The sequence below is a fragment of the Methylothermus subterraneus genome, assembly GCF_054656915.1.
This window is the reverse complement of sequence record NZ_BAAHXK010000011.1, coordinates 15,576-31,831: the sequence shown is the minus strand read 5'-3', so window position 1 is coordinate 31,831 and position 16,256 is coordinate 15,576. Positions and strand designations below refer to the sequence as shown.

Annotated in this window: 16 protein-coding genes; 14 read left to right on the top strand and 2 right to left on the bottom strand. The window is 62.2% G+C overall.

Going from position 1 to position 16,256, the window contains the following annotated elements:
* Positions 1-23 precede the first annotated feature (23 nt).
* The 6 genes from ilvC to ACYQ3M_RS09815 all read left to right on the top strand — a co-directional run bounded on the left by ilvC (position 24) and on the right by ACYQ3M_RS09815 (position 5,525).
* Positions 24-1,040 (top strand): ketol-acid reductoisomerase, encoded by a 1,017-nt coding sequence (gene ilvC, locus ACYQ3M_RS09840; protein WP_460035911.1) that lies wholly within the window; start codon positions 24-26, stop codon positions 1,038-1,040.
* Positions 1,041-1,046: 6 nt separating this feature from the next.
* Entirely contained in the window at positions 1,047-1,793 is a 747-nt protein-coding gene (gene pssA, locus ACYQ3M_RS09835) for a CDP-diacylglycerol--serine O-phosphatidyltransferase (protein WP_460035910.1), read from the top strand.
* Positions 1,794-2,022: 229 nt separating this feature from the next.
* Complete coding sequence (locus tag ACYQ3M_RS09830; protein ID WP_460035909.1) at positions 2,023-3,567, top strand: 2-isopropylmalate synthase; 1,545 nt, start codon at positions 2,023-2,025, stop codon at positions 3,565-3,567.
* Positions 3,568-3,571: 4 nt separating this feature from the next.
* Positions 3,572-4,255: a uracil-DNA glycosylase gene (locus tag ACYQ3M_RS09825; protein ID WP_460035908.1), complete on the top strand. Its 684-nt coding sequence runs from the start codon at positions 3,572-3,574 to the stop codon at positions 4,253-4,255.
* Complete coding sequence (locus tag ACYQ3M_RS09820) at positions 4,248-5,165, top strand: LysR family transcriptional regulator (RefSeq protein WP_460035907.1); 918 nt, start codon at positions 4,248-4,250, stop codon at positions 5,163-5,165. The genes ACYQ3M_RS09825 and ACYQ3M_RS09820 overlap by 8 nt, the downstream gene beginning before the upstream one ends.
* Positions 5,166-5,171: 6 nt before the next feature.
* Positions 5,172-5,525, top strand: coding sequence for a PilZ domain-containing protein (locus tag ACYQ3M_RS09815; RefSeq protein ID WP_460035906.1), 354 nt, complete (start codon positions 5,172-5,174; stop codon positions 5,523-5,525).
* Here the strand turns inward: ACYQ3M_RS09815 and glnD are convergent.
* Both glnD and map read right to left on the bottom strand, forming a co-directional pair.
* Positions 5,522-8,101, bottom strand: coding sequence for a [protein-PII] uridylyltransferase (gene glnD, locus ACYQ3M_RS09810; RefSeq protein WP_460035905.1), 2,580 nt, complete (start codon positions 8,099-8,101; stop codon positions 5,522-5,524). The two genes, ACYQ3M_RS09815 and glnD, sit on opposite strands and share 4 nt — an antisense overlap.
* Before the next feature lie 3 nt (positions 8,102-8,104).
* A complete protein-coding gene (gene map / locus ACYQ3M_RS09805; RefSeq protein WP_460035904.1) occupies positions 8,105-8,923 on the bottom strand; it encodes a type I methionyl aminopeptidase in 819 nt (272 codons plus the stop codon).
* Between the two features lie 186 nt (positions 8,924-9,109).
* On the opposite strand from map, the gene rpsB reads away from it, so the two are divergent.
* Genes rpsB through rseP form a run of 8 tightly spaced genes read left to right on the top strand, consistent with a single transcriptional unit; the run spans position 9,110 to position 16,252 of the window.
* Complete coding sequence (gene rpsB, locus ACYQ3M_RS09800; protein ID WP_460035903.1) at positions 9,110-9,856, top strand: 30S ribosomal protein S2; 747 nt, start codon at positions 9,110-9,112, stop codon at positions 9,854-9,856.
* A 30-nt stretch (positions 9,857-9,886) separates the two neighbouring features.
* Positions 9,887-10,771: a translation elongation factor Ts gene (gene tsf / locus ACYQ3M_RS09795; RefSeq protein WP_460035902.1), complete on the top strand. Its 885-nt coding sequence runs from the start codon at positions 9,887-9,889 to the stop codon at positions 10,769-10,771.
* A gap of 2 nt (positions 10,772-10,773) precedes the next feature.
* On the top strand, positions 10,774-11,502 hold the full coding sequence (gene pyrH / locus ACYQ3M_RS09790) for a UMP kinase (protein WP_460035901.1): 729 nt from the start codon (positions 10,774-10,776) through the stop codon (positions 11,500-11,502).
* Positions 11,499-12,056, top strand: a complete 558-nt coding sequence (gene frr, locus ACYQ3M_RS09785; RefSeq protein ID WP_460035900.1) for a ribosome recycling factor — start codon at positions 11,499-11,501, stop codon at positions 12,054-12,056. The genes pyrH and frr overlap by 4 nt, the downstream gene beginning before the upstream one ends.
* Positions 12,057-12,059: 3 nt before the next feature.
* A complete protein-coding gene (gene uppS / locus ACYQ3M_RS09780) occupies positions 12,060-12,815 on the top strand; it encodes an undecaprenyl pyrophosphate synthase (protein WP_460035899.1) in 756 nt (251 codons plus the stop codon).
* Positions 12,808-13,722: a phosphatidate cytidylyltransferase gene (locus tag ACYQ3M_RS09775; protein WP_460035898.1), complete on the top strand. Its 915-nt coding sequence runs from the start codon at positions 12,808-12,810 to the stop codon at positions 13,720-13,722. Before uppS ends, ACYQ3M_RS09775 begins: the two co-directional genes overlap by 8 nt.
* Positions 13,719-14,906: a 1-deoxy-D-xylulose-5-phosphate reductoisomerase gene (gene ispC / locus ACYQ3M_RS09770; protein ID WP_460035897.1), complete on the top strand. Its 1,188-nt coding sequence runs from the start codon at positions 13,719-13,721 to the stop codon at positions 14,904-14,906. The genes ACYQ3M_RS09775 and ispC overlap by 4 nt, the downstream gene beginning before the upstream one ends.
* Entirely contained in the window at positions 14,903-16,252 is a 1,350-nt protein-coding gene (rseP, locus tag ACYQ3M_RS09765; protein WP_460035896.1) for an RIP metalloprotease RseP, read from the top strand. Before ispC ends, rseP begins: the two co-directional genes overlap by 4 nt.
* The last annotated feature ends 4 nt before the right edge of the window (positions 16,253-16,256 follow it).

Below are 16,256 nucleotides of genomic sequence, written 5' to 3'. Positions count from 1 at the left end.
TAACCAGCCTAAAGGGGAAATCCATGCAGGTTTATTACGACCACGACGCCGACCTTTCCATTATCCGCTCCAAGCGGGTGACTATCGTAGGCTACGGCTCCCAGGGCCACGCCCACGCCAATAACTTAAGAGACTCCGGGGTGGAGGTGACCGTGGGGCTGCGCCCAGGTTCTGCCTCTTGGACTAAGGCCGAAAGAGCCGGGTTTGCCGTCAAACCGGTGGCGGAAGCGGTCCAAGGGGCCGACGTGGTGATGGTGCTGGCGCCGGACGAGCACCAACCCAAGCTTTACCGGGAAGCGATCGAGCCGAACTTAAAGCCCAAGGCCGCGCTCGCTTTCGCCCACGGCTTTAACATCCACTTCCAGCAGATCGAGCCGCGCGCCGACCTGGACGTGATCATGATCGCGCCCAAGGGGCCAGGCCACCTGGTGCGCTCCACCTACGTCCAAGGCGGTGGGGTGCCGTCTTTGATCGCGGTCTATCAGGACGCCACCTCCCAGGCCAAGGCGATCGCGCTGTCTTACGCCTGCGCCAACGGCGCTGGGCGCGCCGGCATCATCGAGACCAGCTTCCGCGAGGAGACCGAAACCGATCTGTTCGGCGAGCAAGCGGTGCTGTGCGGCGGGGTGACCGCCCTGGTCCAAGCGGGCTTTGAAGTATTGACCGAGGCCGGCTACGCCCCCGAGATGGCGTATTTCGAGTGTTTGCACGAGCTCAAGCTCATCGTCGATCTGATGTACGAGGGCGGCATCGCCAACATGCGCTACTCCATCTCCAACACCGCCGAATACGGCGACCTAACGCGCGGGCCCCGGGTGATCGACGCGCGCGTCAAAGACGAGATGCGCAAGATCCTCAAGGAAATCCAAACCGGCGAATTCGCGCGCGAGTTCATCCTCGAAAACCAGGCCGGTTGTCCCACGCTCAAAGCCAAGCGCCGGATCGCGCGCGAGCACCCGATCGAGCAAGTGGGGGCCAAGTTGCGCGCGATGATGCCTTGGATCCGCGCCAACCGGCTGGTCGACCAGGAGAAGAACTGATCTCCAATGGCCGTCCCTCTGCCTCCGAAGCGTCGCCGCGGCATTTATCTGCTTCCCAACCTGTTTACCACCGGGTGCCTGTTTTGTGGCTTCTACGCGGTTACCGCGGCGATGAACGGGCAGTTCGACAAGGCGGCGTTTTCGATCTTCGCCGCCATGGTCATGGACGGCCTAGACGGACGAGTGGCGCGCCTGACCCATACCCAGACCGCCTTCGGCGCCGAATACGACAGCCTCTCGGACATGATTTCCTTTGGCCTGGCGCCGGCCTTGGTCATGTACCTGTGGTCGCTGTCTTTCTTGGCCAAGCTGGGCTGGTTCGCCTCGTTTGTCTATACGGCCGCCACCGCGCTGCGCCTGGCGCGCTTCAACACCCAGCTCAGTGTCGAGGACAAGCGTTATTTCCAGGGGCTGCCCAGCCCTTCGGCCGCGGCCATCGTCGCCGGCATGGTCTGGCTGGGGGAAAGCTACGGTCTGGAAGGAAACGCGATGCGGTACGTGGCCATAGTGACTACCACGCTGGCGGCGCTGCTCATGGTGAGCAACTTCCGCTATTACAGCTTCAAGAGCCTAAACATCCGCGGTAAGGTGCCGTTCGTGGTCATCATCGCCGTGATGCTGGCCTTGGCCGTGATCCTGACCGACCCCCAGCTCATGCTGTTTTTGCTTTTCTCCGCCTATGCCGCCTCCGGCCCGCTGTTGACCTTGCTCCTGCGCCGGCAGAAAAAAGCCAAGCGGCGCAAGGCCGGCTAAAGTTTGCCAACCTTGGCAAATCCGAGCGGGCGGGTGTATATTTCTGCAAAAAACATTCGTTCTGCCTCATGGACAATCGCGCCCGGTGCAAAAAAGCAGCGCTCTTCGATTTAAGCTGCAGACCTTCATTCTCCGTCCTTGCGCTGCAGTGGCTGCCCCATCTGGGGCGGATAAGCGCATTGGTTTAAGTTTCTAAAGTCAATTGCAGCCCAAGCACGGAGTTTCCAACATGAAAGACAAGCTCATCATTTTCGACACCACGTTGCGCGACGGCGAGCAAAGCCCCGGCGCGTCCATGAATAAGGAAGAGAAGGTCCGCATCGCCAAGGCCTTGGAACGCCTCAAGGTGGACGTCATCGAAGCCGGTTTTCCCGCCGCCAGTCCCGGAGATTTCGAGGCGGTGCAAGCGGTTTCTCAGGCGATCGCAGGCAGCGTCGTCTGCGCGCTGGCGCGCGCCTTGGAAAGCGACATCGACCGCGCGGGCGCGGCGCTCCAAGGGGCAAAGCGGCCTCGAATTCACACTTTCATCGCCACTTCCCCCATCCACATGCAGCGCAAACTTCGCCTGACTCCCGATCAGGTGGTCGAGCGCGCGGTGGCGGCGGTCAAGCGGGCGCGCCGCTACACCGACGACGTCGAGTTTTCGCCCGAAGACGCCGGTCGCTCGGAGGAAGATTTCCTGTGCCGGATCATCGAAGCGGTGATCGCGGCCGGGGCCACCACCATCAACATCCCCGACACCGTAGGCTACAGTCTCCCCCACGAGTTCGGCGCACTGATCCGCCGGCTCAAAGAGCGCATTCCTAACGCCGACAAGGCGATCTTCTCGGTCCACTGCCACAACGATTTGGGGCTGGCGGTGGCCAACTCTTTGGCCGCGGTGCTAAACGGCGCGCGTCAGGTGGAATGCACCATCAATGGTCTGGGCGAGCGCGCCGGCAACGCCGCCCTGGAAGAAATCGTGATGGCGGTGAAAACCCGCCAGGACGTTTTCCCCTGCGACACCCAGATCAATACGCGCGAGATCGTGCCTTGCTCGAAGCTCGTCTCCTCCATCACCGGCTTTCCCGTCCAGCCCAACAAGGCCATCGTGGGGGCCAACGCTTTCGCCCACGAGTCCGGCATCCACCAGGACGGGGTGTTAAAGCACCGCGAGACTTATGAAATCATGCGCGCCGAGGACGTAGGCTGGAGCGCCAACCGCATGGTGCTGGGCAAGCATTCGGGGCGCAACGCCTTCCGCACGCGGATGCGGGAACTGGGGATAGAGTTCGAATCCGAAGAGGCGCTCAACGAAGCGTTTGCCCGTTTTAAAGAGCTGGCGGACAAAAAGCACGAGATCTTCGACGAAGACCTGCAGGCGCTGATCTCTGAGCAGATTTACGAAGCCGAGGCCGAGCGAGTGAAACTGCTCGCCCTGCACGTGTGCGCCGACACCGGCGAGGTACCGCGGGCGCAGGTGGTGCTCAAGATCGACGGCGAAGAAAAGCGCGGCGAGGCCGAAGGCAGCGGCGTGGTCGACGCCAGCCTGAAGGCGATCGAATCCTTAGTCAACACTGGCGCCACGCTGCTTTTGTACTCGGTCAACAGCATCACCACCGGCACCGACGCGCAGGGCGAGGTGACCGTGCGGCTGGAAAAATCGGGCCGCATCGTCAACGGCCAAGGCGCCGATACCGACATCGTCATCGCCTCCGCCAAAGCCTATTTGAATGCGGTCAACAAGCTGCTCAGCCCGTCCTTACGCAAACACCCCCAAGGAGCAGACGTCTAAGCGCGTGGATTTAAAACAATTGGCCTATTTGCGCGCGCTGGGGATCCAGGTATGGGTCGACCGATCCGGCAGAGACCGCGCCGCGCCGGAAACGGAAACGATGAAAGCGGAGCTTTGCGCGGAGGAATGGGAGCGCCTCGCCCAGGCCGTGGCCGAATGCACCGCCTGCCCCCTGCACCAGACCCGGACCCGGCCGGTGTTCGGAGTCGGCAACCGGCGCGCCGCCTGGATGCTGATCGGGGAAGCCCCGGGCGAGCAGGAAGACCTCAAAGGCGAACCGTTCGTCGGGCCGGCCGGTCAATTGTTGAACGAGATGCTAAGGGCCTTGCGACTCAAGCGCGAAGAAGTCTACATCACCAACCTTCTCAAAAGTCGCCCCCCCGGCAACCGCGACCCCAGGCCCGAAGAGGTGGCCGCGTGCGCGCCGTTTTTAATGCGCCAAATCGATTTGGTGCGCCCGCAGATCATCCTCGCGGTGGGCCGGATCGCCGCTCAAAACCTGCTGCAGACCGAGGCGCCGTTGTCTAGGCTGCGGGGCAAGGTGCATTACTACAAAGCCATTCCAGTGATCGTGATCTACCATCCCGCCTACCTGCTCCGCAATCCGGCCGCCAAGCGGCAGGCGTGGGAGGATTTAAAGTTCGCTTGGCAAGTTTATTCCGCGCGCTCACAGCAAACCCATGGATAAGCTCACCAGCATGAAAGTCTTCGCCAAGGTGGCCCAAAGCGGAAGCTACGCCGCCGCCGCCAAAGAACTGGGAATTTCCCGGGCGATGGCGACCAAGCACGTCATCTATCTGGAAAACACCCTAGGGGTGCGGCTGCTCAACCGCACGACGCGCAAGCTCAGCCTGACCGAGGCGGGGACAGCCTATCTGGCTCGTTGCCTACAGATCCTCGAAGAGATCGAAGAGGCCGAATCGGCGGTCACCAGCCTCCACGCCGAGCCGCAGGGCTTGCTGCGGGTGTCGGCGCCGCCGTTTTTTGGCACCTTTCACCTGGCGCCCACCATCGCCGATTATGTCAAACAATACCCTAAAGTCCGGGTGGACTTGATCATCCGCGGCGGGGCGGTGGATATGTTGGCCGAAGGCTTGGACCTGGCGATCCGCCTCGGGGAACTGCCCGACTCCAGCCTGATCGCGCGCAAGCTGGCGAGCTCCCCTAGAGTGGTGTGCGGGGCAGCCAGTTACTTTGAAAAATACGGCCGGCCCAAGACGCCGCAGGACCTGCGGGAGCACAACTGCTTGATCAATTTTGGATTTGAGCCGCACGACGTATGGCGATTTACTGCGCCGAACGGGGAACAAATCGCGGTGCGGGTGTCTGGGACGCTGCGCGCTAATACCGCCGATCCTTTGCGCCTGGCCGCCATCCACGGGGCCGGCTTGGTGGTGCTGCCTACCTACATCGCCGGTCAGGACTTGAGCAAAGGACGGCTGGAGGCGGTGCTGCAGGAGTACGAACTGCCTTCCATGGACATCTACGCGGTCTATCCCCACCGCCGCCACTTATCGGCCAAGGTGCGAACGTTCTTGGATTTCCTCACCGAACGCCTGTACCCTATTCCGTACTGGGAGAAATGGCGCGGGACTTAATAGAACGTGGAGCGCAGGAGCTTTATCCGGATCGAAGTGGAGCTTGAGGCTCTGGCCACTTTAGACAGCGGCAGCCGCGTTCCGGTAAGGATCGTAGACCTCTCCGAGGCCGGCGCCCAGATCGAATGCGACGCCCTCAGCGCGGCCATCCTCGCCCCCGACGCCGATTGCCTAGACTCCGACGGCAGGCCGATCGAGCTGGATTTAAGCTGCAACTTGCAAGAATCCCAGGTTCGGGTGCGCTGTCGGGTGATCTTCGTCCGCCGCCTCGCCCACGACGCCTACCGCATCGGCCTGCGCTACGCTGATCCGTTGCAACCTGAGCTGATCGCGCTCAGGCGCTACTTGCACGGCCGTTAAGCGATCGCCTCGGCAAGCGCCTGCGCCAGCGCTGTCCGGCTTTCCTCGCAGGTCAACGGCTGGCCTTGGCAGTCGGTCAGAAAGAAGATGTCTTCGGCCCGATTCCCTAAGGTAGCGATGCGCGCCTCGTGCAAACGCAGCCTGAAGCGCTCGAAGACCTCGCCCACGCGGGCCAAGAGGCCGGGCCGGTCGGCGGCGATGAGTTCGAGCATGGTGCGGCCGTGCTTGGCGTCGGGATAAAAGTGGACTTGGGTGGGAATGGAAAAGTGCCTGAGGCGCCGATTCGGGCGCCGCTCAATGGCAAAGCACGAGGGCCTAGGGTCTTTTAGGCAGCGCTGGAGGCGGGTTACGATTTGGTACTGGCGGCTCAGGTCCAAAATCGGCTGACCGTCGCGCTCGAGCACCAAGAAACTGTTGACCACGTAGCCGTCCTGGGTCGTTTCCAGACGCGCCGCGAGCACCGTCAGCCCGAGCTGCTCTAAAAGCGCTGCCGTCTGGGCAAAAATCGCGTCGCGGTCGCGCATGTACACGAACACCTCGGCGCTGCCGCGCCGGTTTTGCGGCCGTAAAAGCACCAAAGGCAAGGCGTGCTCTGGAGTCTGGGCGATCGCCAAAGCCTGCCAGGCGCACTCTTCCGGCTGGCCGCGGAGAAAATAAGCGGCGCTGAAATGGGCAAAAACCCGCTCGACGGTGGCCGCGTCTAGGCCCAAGCGCAACAGCAGGGCGCGGGTGTCGCGTTGGGTTTCCGCGGCGCGCGCGGCCGCGTCCGGCGCCTCCAGCCCGTAGCGCAGTCGGTCGCGGGTGGCCAGGTACAGCTCGCGCAGCAGCGAATCGCGCCAGGCGTTCCAGAGCGTGGGGTGGGTGCCGCGGATGTCGGCCACGGTCAAAAGATACAGGTAGTTGAGCCGCTCCTCGCTGCCGACCTGGCAGGCGAATTCGCGGATCACTTCCGGATCGCTTAAGTCTTTGCGCTGGGCGGTGAGCGACATGAGCAGATGGTGGCGCACCAGCCAGCAGACCAGCCGGGTGTCGTGCTCGGCCAGCCCGTGGCGGCGGCAAAACTCGCGCACGAGCTGTTCGCCGACGACCGAATGGTCCCCGCCGCGTCCCTTGCCTATGTCGTGGTAAAGGCCGGCGAGGTACAACAACTCCGGCTTGGCGACGAGCGCGAAGACGTCGCTGGCTAAGGGAAGTTCGTGGCGGAATTCGGCCTGCCCCAAGCGGCGCAGGTTGCGGACCACGAACAGGACGTGCTCGTCCACCGTATAGGCGTGGAACAGATCGTACTGCATCCTGCCGACGATGGGCGCAAACTCGGGCAAGTACGCCCCGAGCACGCCGTACCGGTTCATCCGGCGCAGTTGCTGGGTGACCCCGCTGGGCCCGCGCAGGATTTCCAGAAAAATCCGGCAAGCGCGGGGGTCGTTACGAAAGTTCTGATCGATGCGGTGAAGATTTTGGCGGATGGCGCGGACGGTGTGGGCGCGGAGGCCTTTGAGCTCGGGATGGCGATTGAGGTGCAGGAAAACCTCGAGCAGCCCTAAAGGATAGTCGGCGAACACGTTGGGGTGGCGGATTTCCAAGTGCTGGTTGACCACTTGGAAGTGCGCGTCGAGGATTTCAGGCTCGGCGTTGAAATCGGGACACAAGGTCTCTTCCAAGAGTTGCAGCAGCATTTCCGAGAGCCGCTGCACGCTCTGCACAGTACGAAAGTAATCCTGCATGAAAGCCTCTACCGGCGCGTTGCCCTGGCCGGCATAGCCCAAGGCCTGGGCCAAAGGGCGCTGATAGTCAAACAGGATCCGCTCCTCTGCCCGTCCGGCCAAGAGATGCAAGGCAAACCGAATCCGCCACAGCATGTTGCGCGCCTGTTCCAGCTCTTGGTATTCATCCTCGCTCAAGCAGCCCTGAGCGACCAGTTCGTGCAGAGTGGCCGTTGGAAAGTGGCGCTTGACCACCCAGGCGATGGTCTGGATGTCCCGCAAGCCCCCCGGTCCTTCCTTCAGATTCGGTTCCAGCTTATAGGCGGTGTCGTGATATTTGCGGTAGCGCGCCGCTTGTTCCTCGAGCTTGGCCTTAAAGAAAGCCGGCGAGGGCCAAATCCGATCCGGCCCGATGCGCGCCTGCATGGCCGCAAACAACGCGCGATCCCCAAAGATCCAGCGCGCGTCCATCAGGTTGGTGACCACAGTTTGGTCTTTGATCGCCTCCTCCTCGCACTGGGCCACGGTGCGGACGCTGTGTCCAGGCTTTAGGCCGATGTCCCAAAGCGCGGCAAACAAGGCGCTTAAGGCGGACTCCAGGCGCGGGGGAACGTGGTCCGGCACCAGCACCAACAAGTCGATGTCGGAATAGGGATGCAACTCGCGCCGGCCATAGCCCCCCACCGCCACCAGACAGGCCTTATCCGCCGCCGCGCCCAGGCAGCGCCTAAAGCTGCCGGCCAAGAGCGCGTCCATAAACGCCGCGCGGGCGCAAAGCAGCTCAGATACCGCCGTCCCGGCGCGAAAGCGCCGTTCGAGCTCAGCGCCAAAAGCTTGCAAGGATTCCTTGGAAGGGAAAAGGGTATAGCGCAAAGCTCAGTCCCAACGCAAAACGCGCGGAAACTCTTCTTCCTCCCGCAGGGTTAGGACCTCGACCCCGTCCTCGGTGAGGGCCAAGGTGTGCTCCCATTGGGCCGACAAACTGTGGTCCTTGGTGACCACCGTCCAGCCGTCCGGCAGCAGTTTGACGTGGCGCTTGCCGGCATTGACCATAGGCTCGATGGTGAAAGTCATCCCCGGTTCGAGGATAATCCCCGTGTTGGGTTTGCCGTAATGGAGCACCTGCGGCTCCTCGTGAAAGCCGCGGCCGATACCGTGGCCGCAGAATTCGCGCACTACCGAATACCCTTGCGCCTCGACGTACTGCTGGATCGCTTGGCCTATCTTGCCCAGATCGACGCCCGCCTTGACTTCGCGGATTCCTACGTACAAGGCCTCTTGGGCCACCTGCACCAAGCGTTTGGCTTTGATCGAAGGCTCGCCCACGCAAAACATCTTGCTGGTGTCGCCGTGGAACCCGTCTTTGATCACGGTGACGTCGATGTTGACGATGTCGCCGTTTTTGAGCTGGCGGTTGCCAGGGATGCCGTGGCATACTTGATGGTTGACCGAGGTGCAGATCGACTTGGGAAACCCCTTGTAATTCAAGGGCGCGGGGACAGCCCCTTGGACGTTGACGATGTAGTCGTGGCAGAGGCGGTCCAGCTCCTCGGTAGTCACCCCCGGTTGGACGTAAGGGGAGATGAACTCCAAAACCTCCGCCGCCAGCCGCCCGGCGACGCGCATTTTTTCCAGTTCCTCAGGGGTCTTCAACGGAATTCCCCAACGCGTCATGCGCTGATAGGCTTGCTTCATGGCGATGACCCCTTAGGCATTAGCCCCGTTGTTTGACCATAGTCGTTTATGGTATAAAACGATGCTATTTTAGCAAAAATCCACACACCTATCGACACGCCCTAGGGGGTGCTTGTTCCTTTACGGGAACGGTTCTAGGACGGGATGGGTGGAGGTCTAACCCCAAACTTTTAAGGAGTAATCCAAATGGCAGATGTCTCCATGCGCGAACTGCTCGAGGCGGGCGTGCATTTTGGTCATCAGACCCGCTATTGGAACCCGAAAATGGCTCCGTTTATCTACGGCGTCCGCAGCGGGATCCATATTATCAATCTGGAAAAGACCTTGCCGTACCTACGCGAGGCTTTGCATTTCCTAGAGCAGACCGCAGCCAATCGCGGCGTGGTTTTGTTCGCCGGGACCAAAAAAACCGCCCAAAAAGCGGTTCAGGAGGAGGCGGTGCGCTGCGGCATGCCGTACGTCAATTATCGTTGGCTAGGCGGAACCTTGACCAACTTCAGAACCATCCGGCAGTCGGTCAAACGCCTCAAAGAGCTGGAAACCATGCGCGACGACGGCACTTTGCAGCGCTTTAGCAAACGCGAGGCGCTCGAGCTGATGCGGGAGCTCGAGAAACTCGAGCGCAGCTTAGGCGGAATCAAGGACATGGAAGAACTGCCCGACGCCCTCTTCGTGCTGGACGTGGGCCATGAATACATCGCCGTCCGCGAGGCGCAGAAGCTAGGTATCCCCATCGTCGGCGTGGTCGATACCAACAACAGCCCCGACGGCATCGATTACCCCATTCCCGGCAACGACGACTCCATCCGCGCCATCCAGCTTTATTGCCGGGCGGCGGCCACGGCGATTCTGGAAGGCAAAGCCAGCCGGGTGGAGCTGATGGCGGCGGGGGACGAATTCGTAGAGGCGCCGGAAACCCCGGCGAGTTCCTAAGCGTCTTGAACGGCAACACGAGGTGAAGCGATGACGAACATAACTGCGGCGTTGGTCAAAGAACTGCGCGAGCGCACCGGTTCGGGGATGATGGAGTGCAAAAAAGCGCTTGCCGAAGCCGGCGGCGACCTGGAAGCTGCGGTGGAAATCTTGCGCAAGGCTGGGTTGGCCAAGGCCGACAAGAAACGCGACCGCACCGCCGCCGAAGGTCGGATCGCCATCCAGATAAGCCAGGACGGCAAGCAGGCGGTGATGCTCGAGGTCAACAGCGAAACCGATTTCGTGGCCAAAAACGAAGATTTCCTGAAATTCGTGGACCGGGTAAGCGCAAGAGCGCTACAGAGCGGGGCGGCGACGGTAGAAGAGCTGCTCGCCGTGCCCCTCGACCAGGAGGGACCGACGATCGAAGAAGCGCGGCGCGAACTGGTCGCCAAGCTGGGGGAAAACATCAACGTCCGCCGCCTGGCCCGGCTTGAGACCGAGACCGCGACGCTCGCCTCCTATCTCCACGGGAGCCGCATCGGCGTGCTGGTCGAAGTGCAAGGAGGAGGCGCCGAGCTGGCCCGAGACATCGCCATGCACATCGCCGCCTGCAAGCCTTTATGGATACGCGCGCAGGACGCTCCGCCCGAGGTCCTTGCCAAAGAGCGGGAAATCTTCCTTGCCCAGGCGGAGGCGAGCGGCAAACCCCAAAACGTCATCGACAAGATGGTCGAAGGCAGGGTGCGTAAATACTTGCAGGAAGTCACCTTGCTCGAACAGCCGTTCATCAAAGACCCCGAGCGGAGCGTCGCCGAGCTCTTAAAAGAGGCGGGGGCCGAGGTGATCCGCTTTGTTCGCTTCGAGGTGGGCGAGGGGTTGGAAAAAACCCGCGCTGATTTTGCCGAGGAAGTGATGGCGCAGGTGCGCGCTTGAAAATGGCGACTCCGCGCTACCGGAGAATCCTGCTCAAGCTCAGCGGCGAAGCCTTGATGGGGCGGCGCGAGTTCGGGCTCGATGCCGAGCCCATCCGCCGCCTTGCGGCCGAGATCGTGGAGTTGCGCCGGCTCGGCGTCGAGGTCGGAATGGTGATCGGCGGCGGCAACATCGTGCGGGGCGCGGAGAAAGCCGCAGAAGGTCTGGATCGGGTCACCAGCGACCACATGGGCATGCTGGCGACGGTCATCAACGCCTTGGCCATGCAGGATGCGATCGAGCATCTGGGACAACCGGTGCGGGTCATGTCGGCGCTCAAGATCAACCAGGTCTGTGAAGACTACATTCGCCGGCGGGCGATTCGCCACCTGGAAAAGGGGCGGGTGGTGATCTTCGCCGCCGGTCTGGGCAATCCGTTCTTCACTACCGATTCGGCCGCCAGCCTACGCGCGATCGAGATCAACGCCGACCTCCTGATCAAGGCGACCAAGGTCGACGGCGTCTATACCGCCGATCCGTTCAAAGACCCCACCGCCGAACGCATCCCCTATTTGACCTACGATGAGGCGATCAAGCTCAAGCTGGCGGTGATGGATACCACGGCCCTCGTGTTGTGCCGCGATCACGAGCTGCCTTTGCGGGTCATGAACGTGTTCGAGCCGGGCGCGATCGCGCGCGTAGTCCAGGGCGAGGAGATCGGTTCACTGATTGAGACGGGCAAGAAACGATGATCGACAGCATCTATCAAGCGACCCAAGCCAAGATGGAGAAAACCCTCCAGGCGGTCAAGCAGGAGCTTGCCAAAATCCGCACGGGACGCGCGCATCCAAGCCTGTTGGACCACATCAAGGTGCCTTACTACGGCAGCGAAGTCCCGATGAGCCAGGTGGCCAACATCGCGGTGGAGGACGCGCGCACCTTGACCATCACGCCGTGGGAGCGGGCGATGGTTCCGGTGATCGAGAAGGCGATCCGCGAGTCGGACCTGGGCATCAACCCGCAAACCGCCGGGAACGTGATCCGCGTGCCGCTGCCTGCCTTGACCGAGGAGCGCCGCCGCGACCTGATCAAGGTGGTCCGGCACGAGGCCGAACAGGGCCGCGTCGCGATCCGCAACGTGCGCCGCGAAGCCAACGCCGAACTCAAAGACGCATTGAAAGCCAAGCAGATCTCGGAGGACGAAGAGCGCAAGGCCGAAGAGCGCATCCAACAGCTGACCGACCAATACATCAAAAAGATCGATCAGCTCCTGGCGGACAAAGAACAGGACCTGTTGTCCTTATAACGCATGAGCGATCCACACCCCCAGACCGCGCCGCTTCCCCGCCACGTCGCCATCATCATGGACGGCAACGGCCGCTGGGCGAGGCGCCGCAAGCTCCCCCGGACTGCAGGGCATCAGGCGGGCGTGGCCGCGGTCCGCAGGACGGTAGAGCACTGCGCCAAGCGCGGCATTGAGGTGCTGACCTTGTTCGCTTTCAGCAGCGAAAACTGGCGTCGCCCGCCCGAGGAAGTGGCGGTGTTGATGCGGCTGTTTCAGCTGACTTTGGAGCGCGAGACCGCCAAACTCCACGAAAACGGCATCCGCATCCGCGTCATCGGCGACCGGTGCGCCTTCCCCCCCGAGCTGCAGCACCGCATCTTGGAGGCCGAACGGCTCACCTTTGCCAACCGGCGGATGACTTTGGTGATCGCCGCCAACTACGGCGGCCGCTGGGACATCGTGCAGGCGGCAAGAGCCTTGGCGCGCCGGGTCGAGCAAGGGGAGCTCAAGAGCCAGGACATCGACGAAACCTTGTTTGCCGCGCATCTGGCAGGCGCCGAGCTGCCTGAACCGGATCTGTTCATCCGCACCGGTGGGGAAGTGCGCATCAGCAACTTCCTGCTCTGGCAGCTGGCCTATACCGAGCTGTACTTCTCCGAGGTGCTGTGGCCGGATTTCGACGCCGCCGAATTGGACCGAGCGCTGGCCGAGTACGCGCGTCGCGAGCGGCGTTTCGGCCACACCAGCGAACAATTGGAGCTAAAAAAATCCTATGGCTGAAATCCCTGTTTTCCGTCCTTTATTGCAGGACCGAGCCTTGAAGCTGCGCATCGCCACCGCCGCGGTCTTGCTTCCCATCGTCCTGTGGGCGGTCTATACGCTGTCGGTCAAAAGCTTTCTCATCGCCTGGGGCGCAGTCGTCCTGGCGGCCGCCTGGGAGTGGAGCGCGCTTGTGGGGATTCGGGCTTTGACCTGGCGCCTCGGTTTCGTCTTGGGCTTGTTGGCCTTGCAGATATCGGCCTGGTACTGGCCCAAATTCATCACCCACCTAGCCGATTTGACCCACTTCGACGGCTTGACCGCGCTGGTGACCTGGGGGCTGGATTACATCGCTTTTCCCACAGTGCTCGCCTGGCTGGCGTTGGGGGTCGCCTTGCGCAGCTGGCCAGACAAGCTGGTCGCCAGGCCTTGGCCTAAAGCTGTCCAGGTCCTGGTCGCCTGGTTCGTGCTGTTCTCGGCGTGGTTGTTGATGGCAAGATTACGGGCCAACTTCGGCAACGCGGCGATCTTCTATCTTTTGTTCTTAGTCTGGCTCGCCGACACCGGCGCCTTCTTCGTCGGCAAAAAATGGGGCCGTACCCCTTTGGCTGCGGCCATCAGTCCGGGAAAAACGCTCGAGGGAGTCTACGGGGCGATGCTGGTCTGCGCCCTGTACACCGCCGCCGTAGGCTATTTTCTGGAGTTTAACTTTAAGCGGATCGCAGACTTCGTGATCCTGGCGTTGATCGCCGTGCTGGTCTCGATCTGCGGCGACCTCTTAGTCAGCCTTTACAAGCGCTGGGCGGGGGTGAAGGATGCAGGAAGATTGCTGCCTGGGCACGGAGGGCTGCTCGACCGAATCGACAGCCTCCTGGCCGCCTGCGCGGTCGTCTATGCCGGGTTCCTGGGACGGGAGCTGTTCGGGTGAAGGGCTTGTGCATCCTCGGAGCCACTGGCTCGATCGGGGTCAACACCCTGGACGTGGTGGCCCGCCATCCCGACCGATTTCAAGTCGTCGCCCTGACCGGCAATTGCCGCACCGAGACGCTGCTTAAGCAGTGCCTTAAGCATCGGCCTGCCTATGCGGTGATGGTGGACGCTCGGGCCGCCTCGGAGCTGCGCCGGCAGCTTAAGGCAGAAGGTCTAACCACCGAAGTGCTGGCCGGCGCCGAGGCCCTGGTCGAAGTCGCCAAGCTCCCCGAGGTCGATTACGTCATGGCGGCGATCGTGGGCGCCGCCGGCCTGCTTCCCACCTTGGCGGCGGCGCGCGCCGGCAAACGCATCCTGCTCGCCAACAAAGAGGCGCTGGTGATCTCCGGTCCGCTGTTCATGGATGCCGTGCGCGCCTCCGGCGCCGAACTCCTGCCGATAGACAGCGAGCACAACGCGATCTTCCAGTGCCTGCCGCCCGGTTTTCGAGCCGGCATCGCTCCGCCGGCGGTGCGCCGGATCTTATTGACGGCCTCGGGCGGGCCGTTTCTCACCACCCCGCTCGAGGATTTAGCCAAGGTCACACCGGAGCAGGCGATCGCCCACCCCAAGTGGGAGATGGGCAAGAAGATCTCGGTGGACTCGGCTACCATGATGAACAAGGGCTTGGAAGTCATCGAGGCGAGCCTGTTGTTCGCCGTTCCGCCCGAGCGCATCGAAGTCGTCATTCACCCCCAGAGCGTGATCCATTCGCTGGTCGATTATCAAGACGGCTCGGTGTTGGCGCAGCTCGGCAACCCCGACATGCGGATCCCGATCGCCTACGGGCTGGCCTGGCCGGAGCGGATCGACTCGGGAGCGGACGCGCTGGACCTGTTCGAGGTGGCGCGGCTGGACTTTCAGCCGCCGGATTTTAAGCGCTTTCCTTGCCTGCGCTTGGCGTTTGAAGCGGCGCGCGCAGGCGGCACCGCGCCGGCGCTGCTCAACGCCGCCAACGAAGTGGCGGTGGCTGCGTTCTTGGAGCGCAAGATCCCTTTTACCGGCATCGCCGGGCTGATCGAACACACGCTAAACGCGATCCCTGCCGCCGCGGCAAAAGACCTGGAGGCGGTGCTGGCGGCAGATACCTCGGCGCGCCGATTCGCCGCCGCTCAGTTGGCTGCCTTCGAGGAAAAGCGATGAGCGCCTTGCACAACCTGTTTTTTTTCATCCTCGCCCTCGGGGTGCTGATCACCTTTCACGAGTTCGGCCACTTTTGGGTCGCCCGCCGGCTCGGGGTAAAAGTGCTGCGCTTCTCCATAGGATTTGGCGCCCCCTTATGGCGCTACCGGAAATCTCCGGAGGATACCGAGTTCGTGGTCGGCGCGCTGCCGCTTGGGGGCTACGTCAAAATGGTGGACGAGCGCGAAGGCGAGGTCGCCGCAGCCGACCTTCCTTACGCCTTCAACCGGCAGCCGCTTCTTGTCCGGGCGGCGATCGTGGCGGCCGGCCCGCTCTTCAATCTGCTGCTCGCGGTCCTGTTGTACTGGATCGTCGGGGTCGGCGGCGAAACCGGGCTCAAACCGATCGTGGGCCAAGTAGAACCGAATTCTTTAGCCGCCCAGGCCGGGTTCCAAAAAGGCGACGAGATCGTCGCGATCGGCGGCGAAGAAGCGCCTACTTGGACTCAGGTCATCACCCTCTTGTTCGCCGAAGTCGTCGAGCGCCAAACGATCCCGGTCGAGGTCCTCACCCCCGCCGGCGACAGGCGCGTTTTGATCCTGGAAATCCCAAAGGAATTGGCCGAAAACCCCAATCTCTTGGGCCAGAAGCTGGGACTCAAGCCTTTCGAGCCGCCGCTGCCTCCCGTCCTCGCCCAGGTCGAGCCGGGCAGTCCGGCTAAAGCTTCTGGGTTACGACCCGGCGATCGGATCGTGGCGGTCGACGATGTTCCGATCGAGGACTGGCGCCAGCTGGTGGAAATCGTCCGCAAGCGTCCCAAGCAGCCGCTCAAGCTTAAAGTCGAGCGCCAAAACCAGATCCTAACGCTCACCCTCACCCCAGAGGAAACCCCAAACCACGAAGGTCGGATCGGCGCTGGGGTAAAAGTCGCGCCCGAGCTCTATGCGCCCTACCGGGTCACTTACCGGCTGGGGCCGGTGGAAGCGTTGGTTGCAGCCGTAGGCAAAACCTTCGAGTTTTCCTGGCTGACTTTGAAGATGCTGGGCAAGATGCTGATCGGCGAGGCGAGCGTGCAGAACCTCTCCGGCCCCATCAGCATCGCCCAGTACGCCGGCCAGTCGGCTGCCTTAGGGATAAGTTATTTTCTTAAATTTCTGGCCGTAGTGAGCATCAGCTTAGGCGTGGTCAACCTCTTGCCCATCCCCGTGCTCGACGGCGGCCACCTGACGTTCTATCTGGTCGAGGCGGTGCGCGGCAAGCCTTTGTCCGAGCAAGCTATGGCCCGCTTCCAGCAAATCGGGATGGCGATCCTCATCGCCTTGATGGCGCTGGCCATGTTTTTAGATATTCAACGTCTATTCGAGTAGGTCG

What these genes read in the sequence shown, in the direction of transcription:
- ilvC (WP_460035911.1), top strand. Translation starts at nt 24, where the DNA reads ATGCAGGTTTATTACGACCACGACGCCGACCTTTCCATTATCCGCTCC.
- pssA (WP_460035910.1), top strand. Translation starts at nt 1,047, where the DNA reads ATGGCCGTCCCTCTGCCTCCGAAGCGTCGCCGCGGCATTTATCTGCTT.
- ACYQ3M_RS09830 (WP_460035909.1), top strand. Translation starts at nt 2,023, where the DNA reads ATGAAAGACAAGCTCATCATTTTCGACACCACGTTGCGCGACGGCGAG.
- ACYQ3M_RS09820 (WP_460035907.1), top strand. Translation starts at nt 4,248, where the DNA reads ATGGATAAGCTCACCAGCATGAAAGTCTTCGCCAAGGTGGCCCAAAGC.
- map (WP_460035904.1), bottom strand. Translation starts at nt 8,923, where the DNA reads ATGAAGCAAGCCTATCAGCGCATGACGCGTTGGGGAATTCCGTTGAAG.
- rpsB (WP_460035903.1), top strand. Translation starts at nt 9,110, where the DNA reads ATGGCAGATGTCTCCATGCGCGAACTGCTCGAGGCGGGCGTGCATTTT.
- tsf (WP_460035902.1), top strand. Translation starts at nt 9,887, where the DNA reads ATGACGAACATAACTGCGGCGTTGGTCAAAGAACTGCGCGAGCGCACC.
- pyrH (WP_460035901.1), top strand. Translation starts at nt 10,774, where the DNA reads ATGGCGACTCCGCGCTACCGGAGAATCCTGCTCAAGCTCAGCGGCGAA.
- frr (WP_460035900.1), top strand. Translation starts at nt 11,499, where the DNA reads ATGATCGACAGCATCTATCAAGCGACCCAAGCCAAGATGGAGAAAACC.
- uppS (WP_460035899.1), top strand. Translation starts at nt 12,060, where the DNA reads ATGAGCGATCCACACCCCCAGACCGCGCCGCTTCCCCGCCACGTCGCC.
- ACYQ3M_RS09775 (WP_460035898.1), top strand. Translation starts at nt 12,808, where the DNA reads ATGGCTGAAATCCCTGTTTTCCGTCCTTTATTGCAGGACCGAGCCTTG.
- rseP (WP_460035896.1), top strand. Translation starts at nt 14,903, where the DNA reads ATGAGCGCCTTGCACAACCTGTTTTTTTTCATCCTCGCCCTCGGGGTG.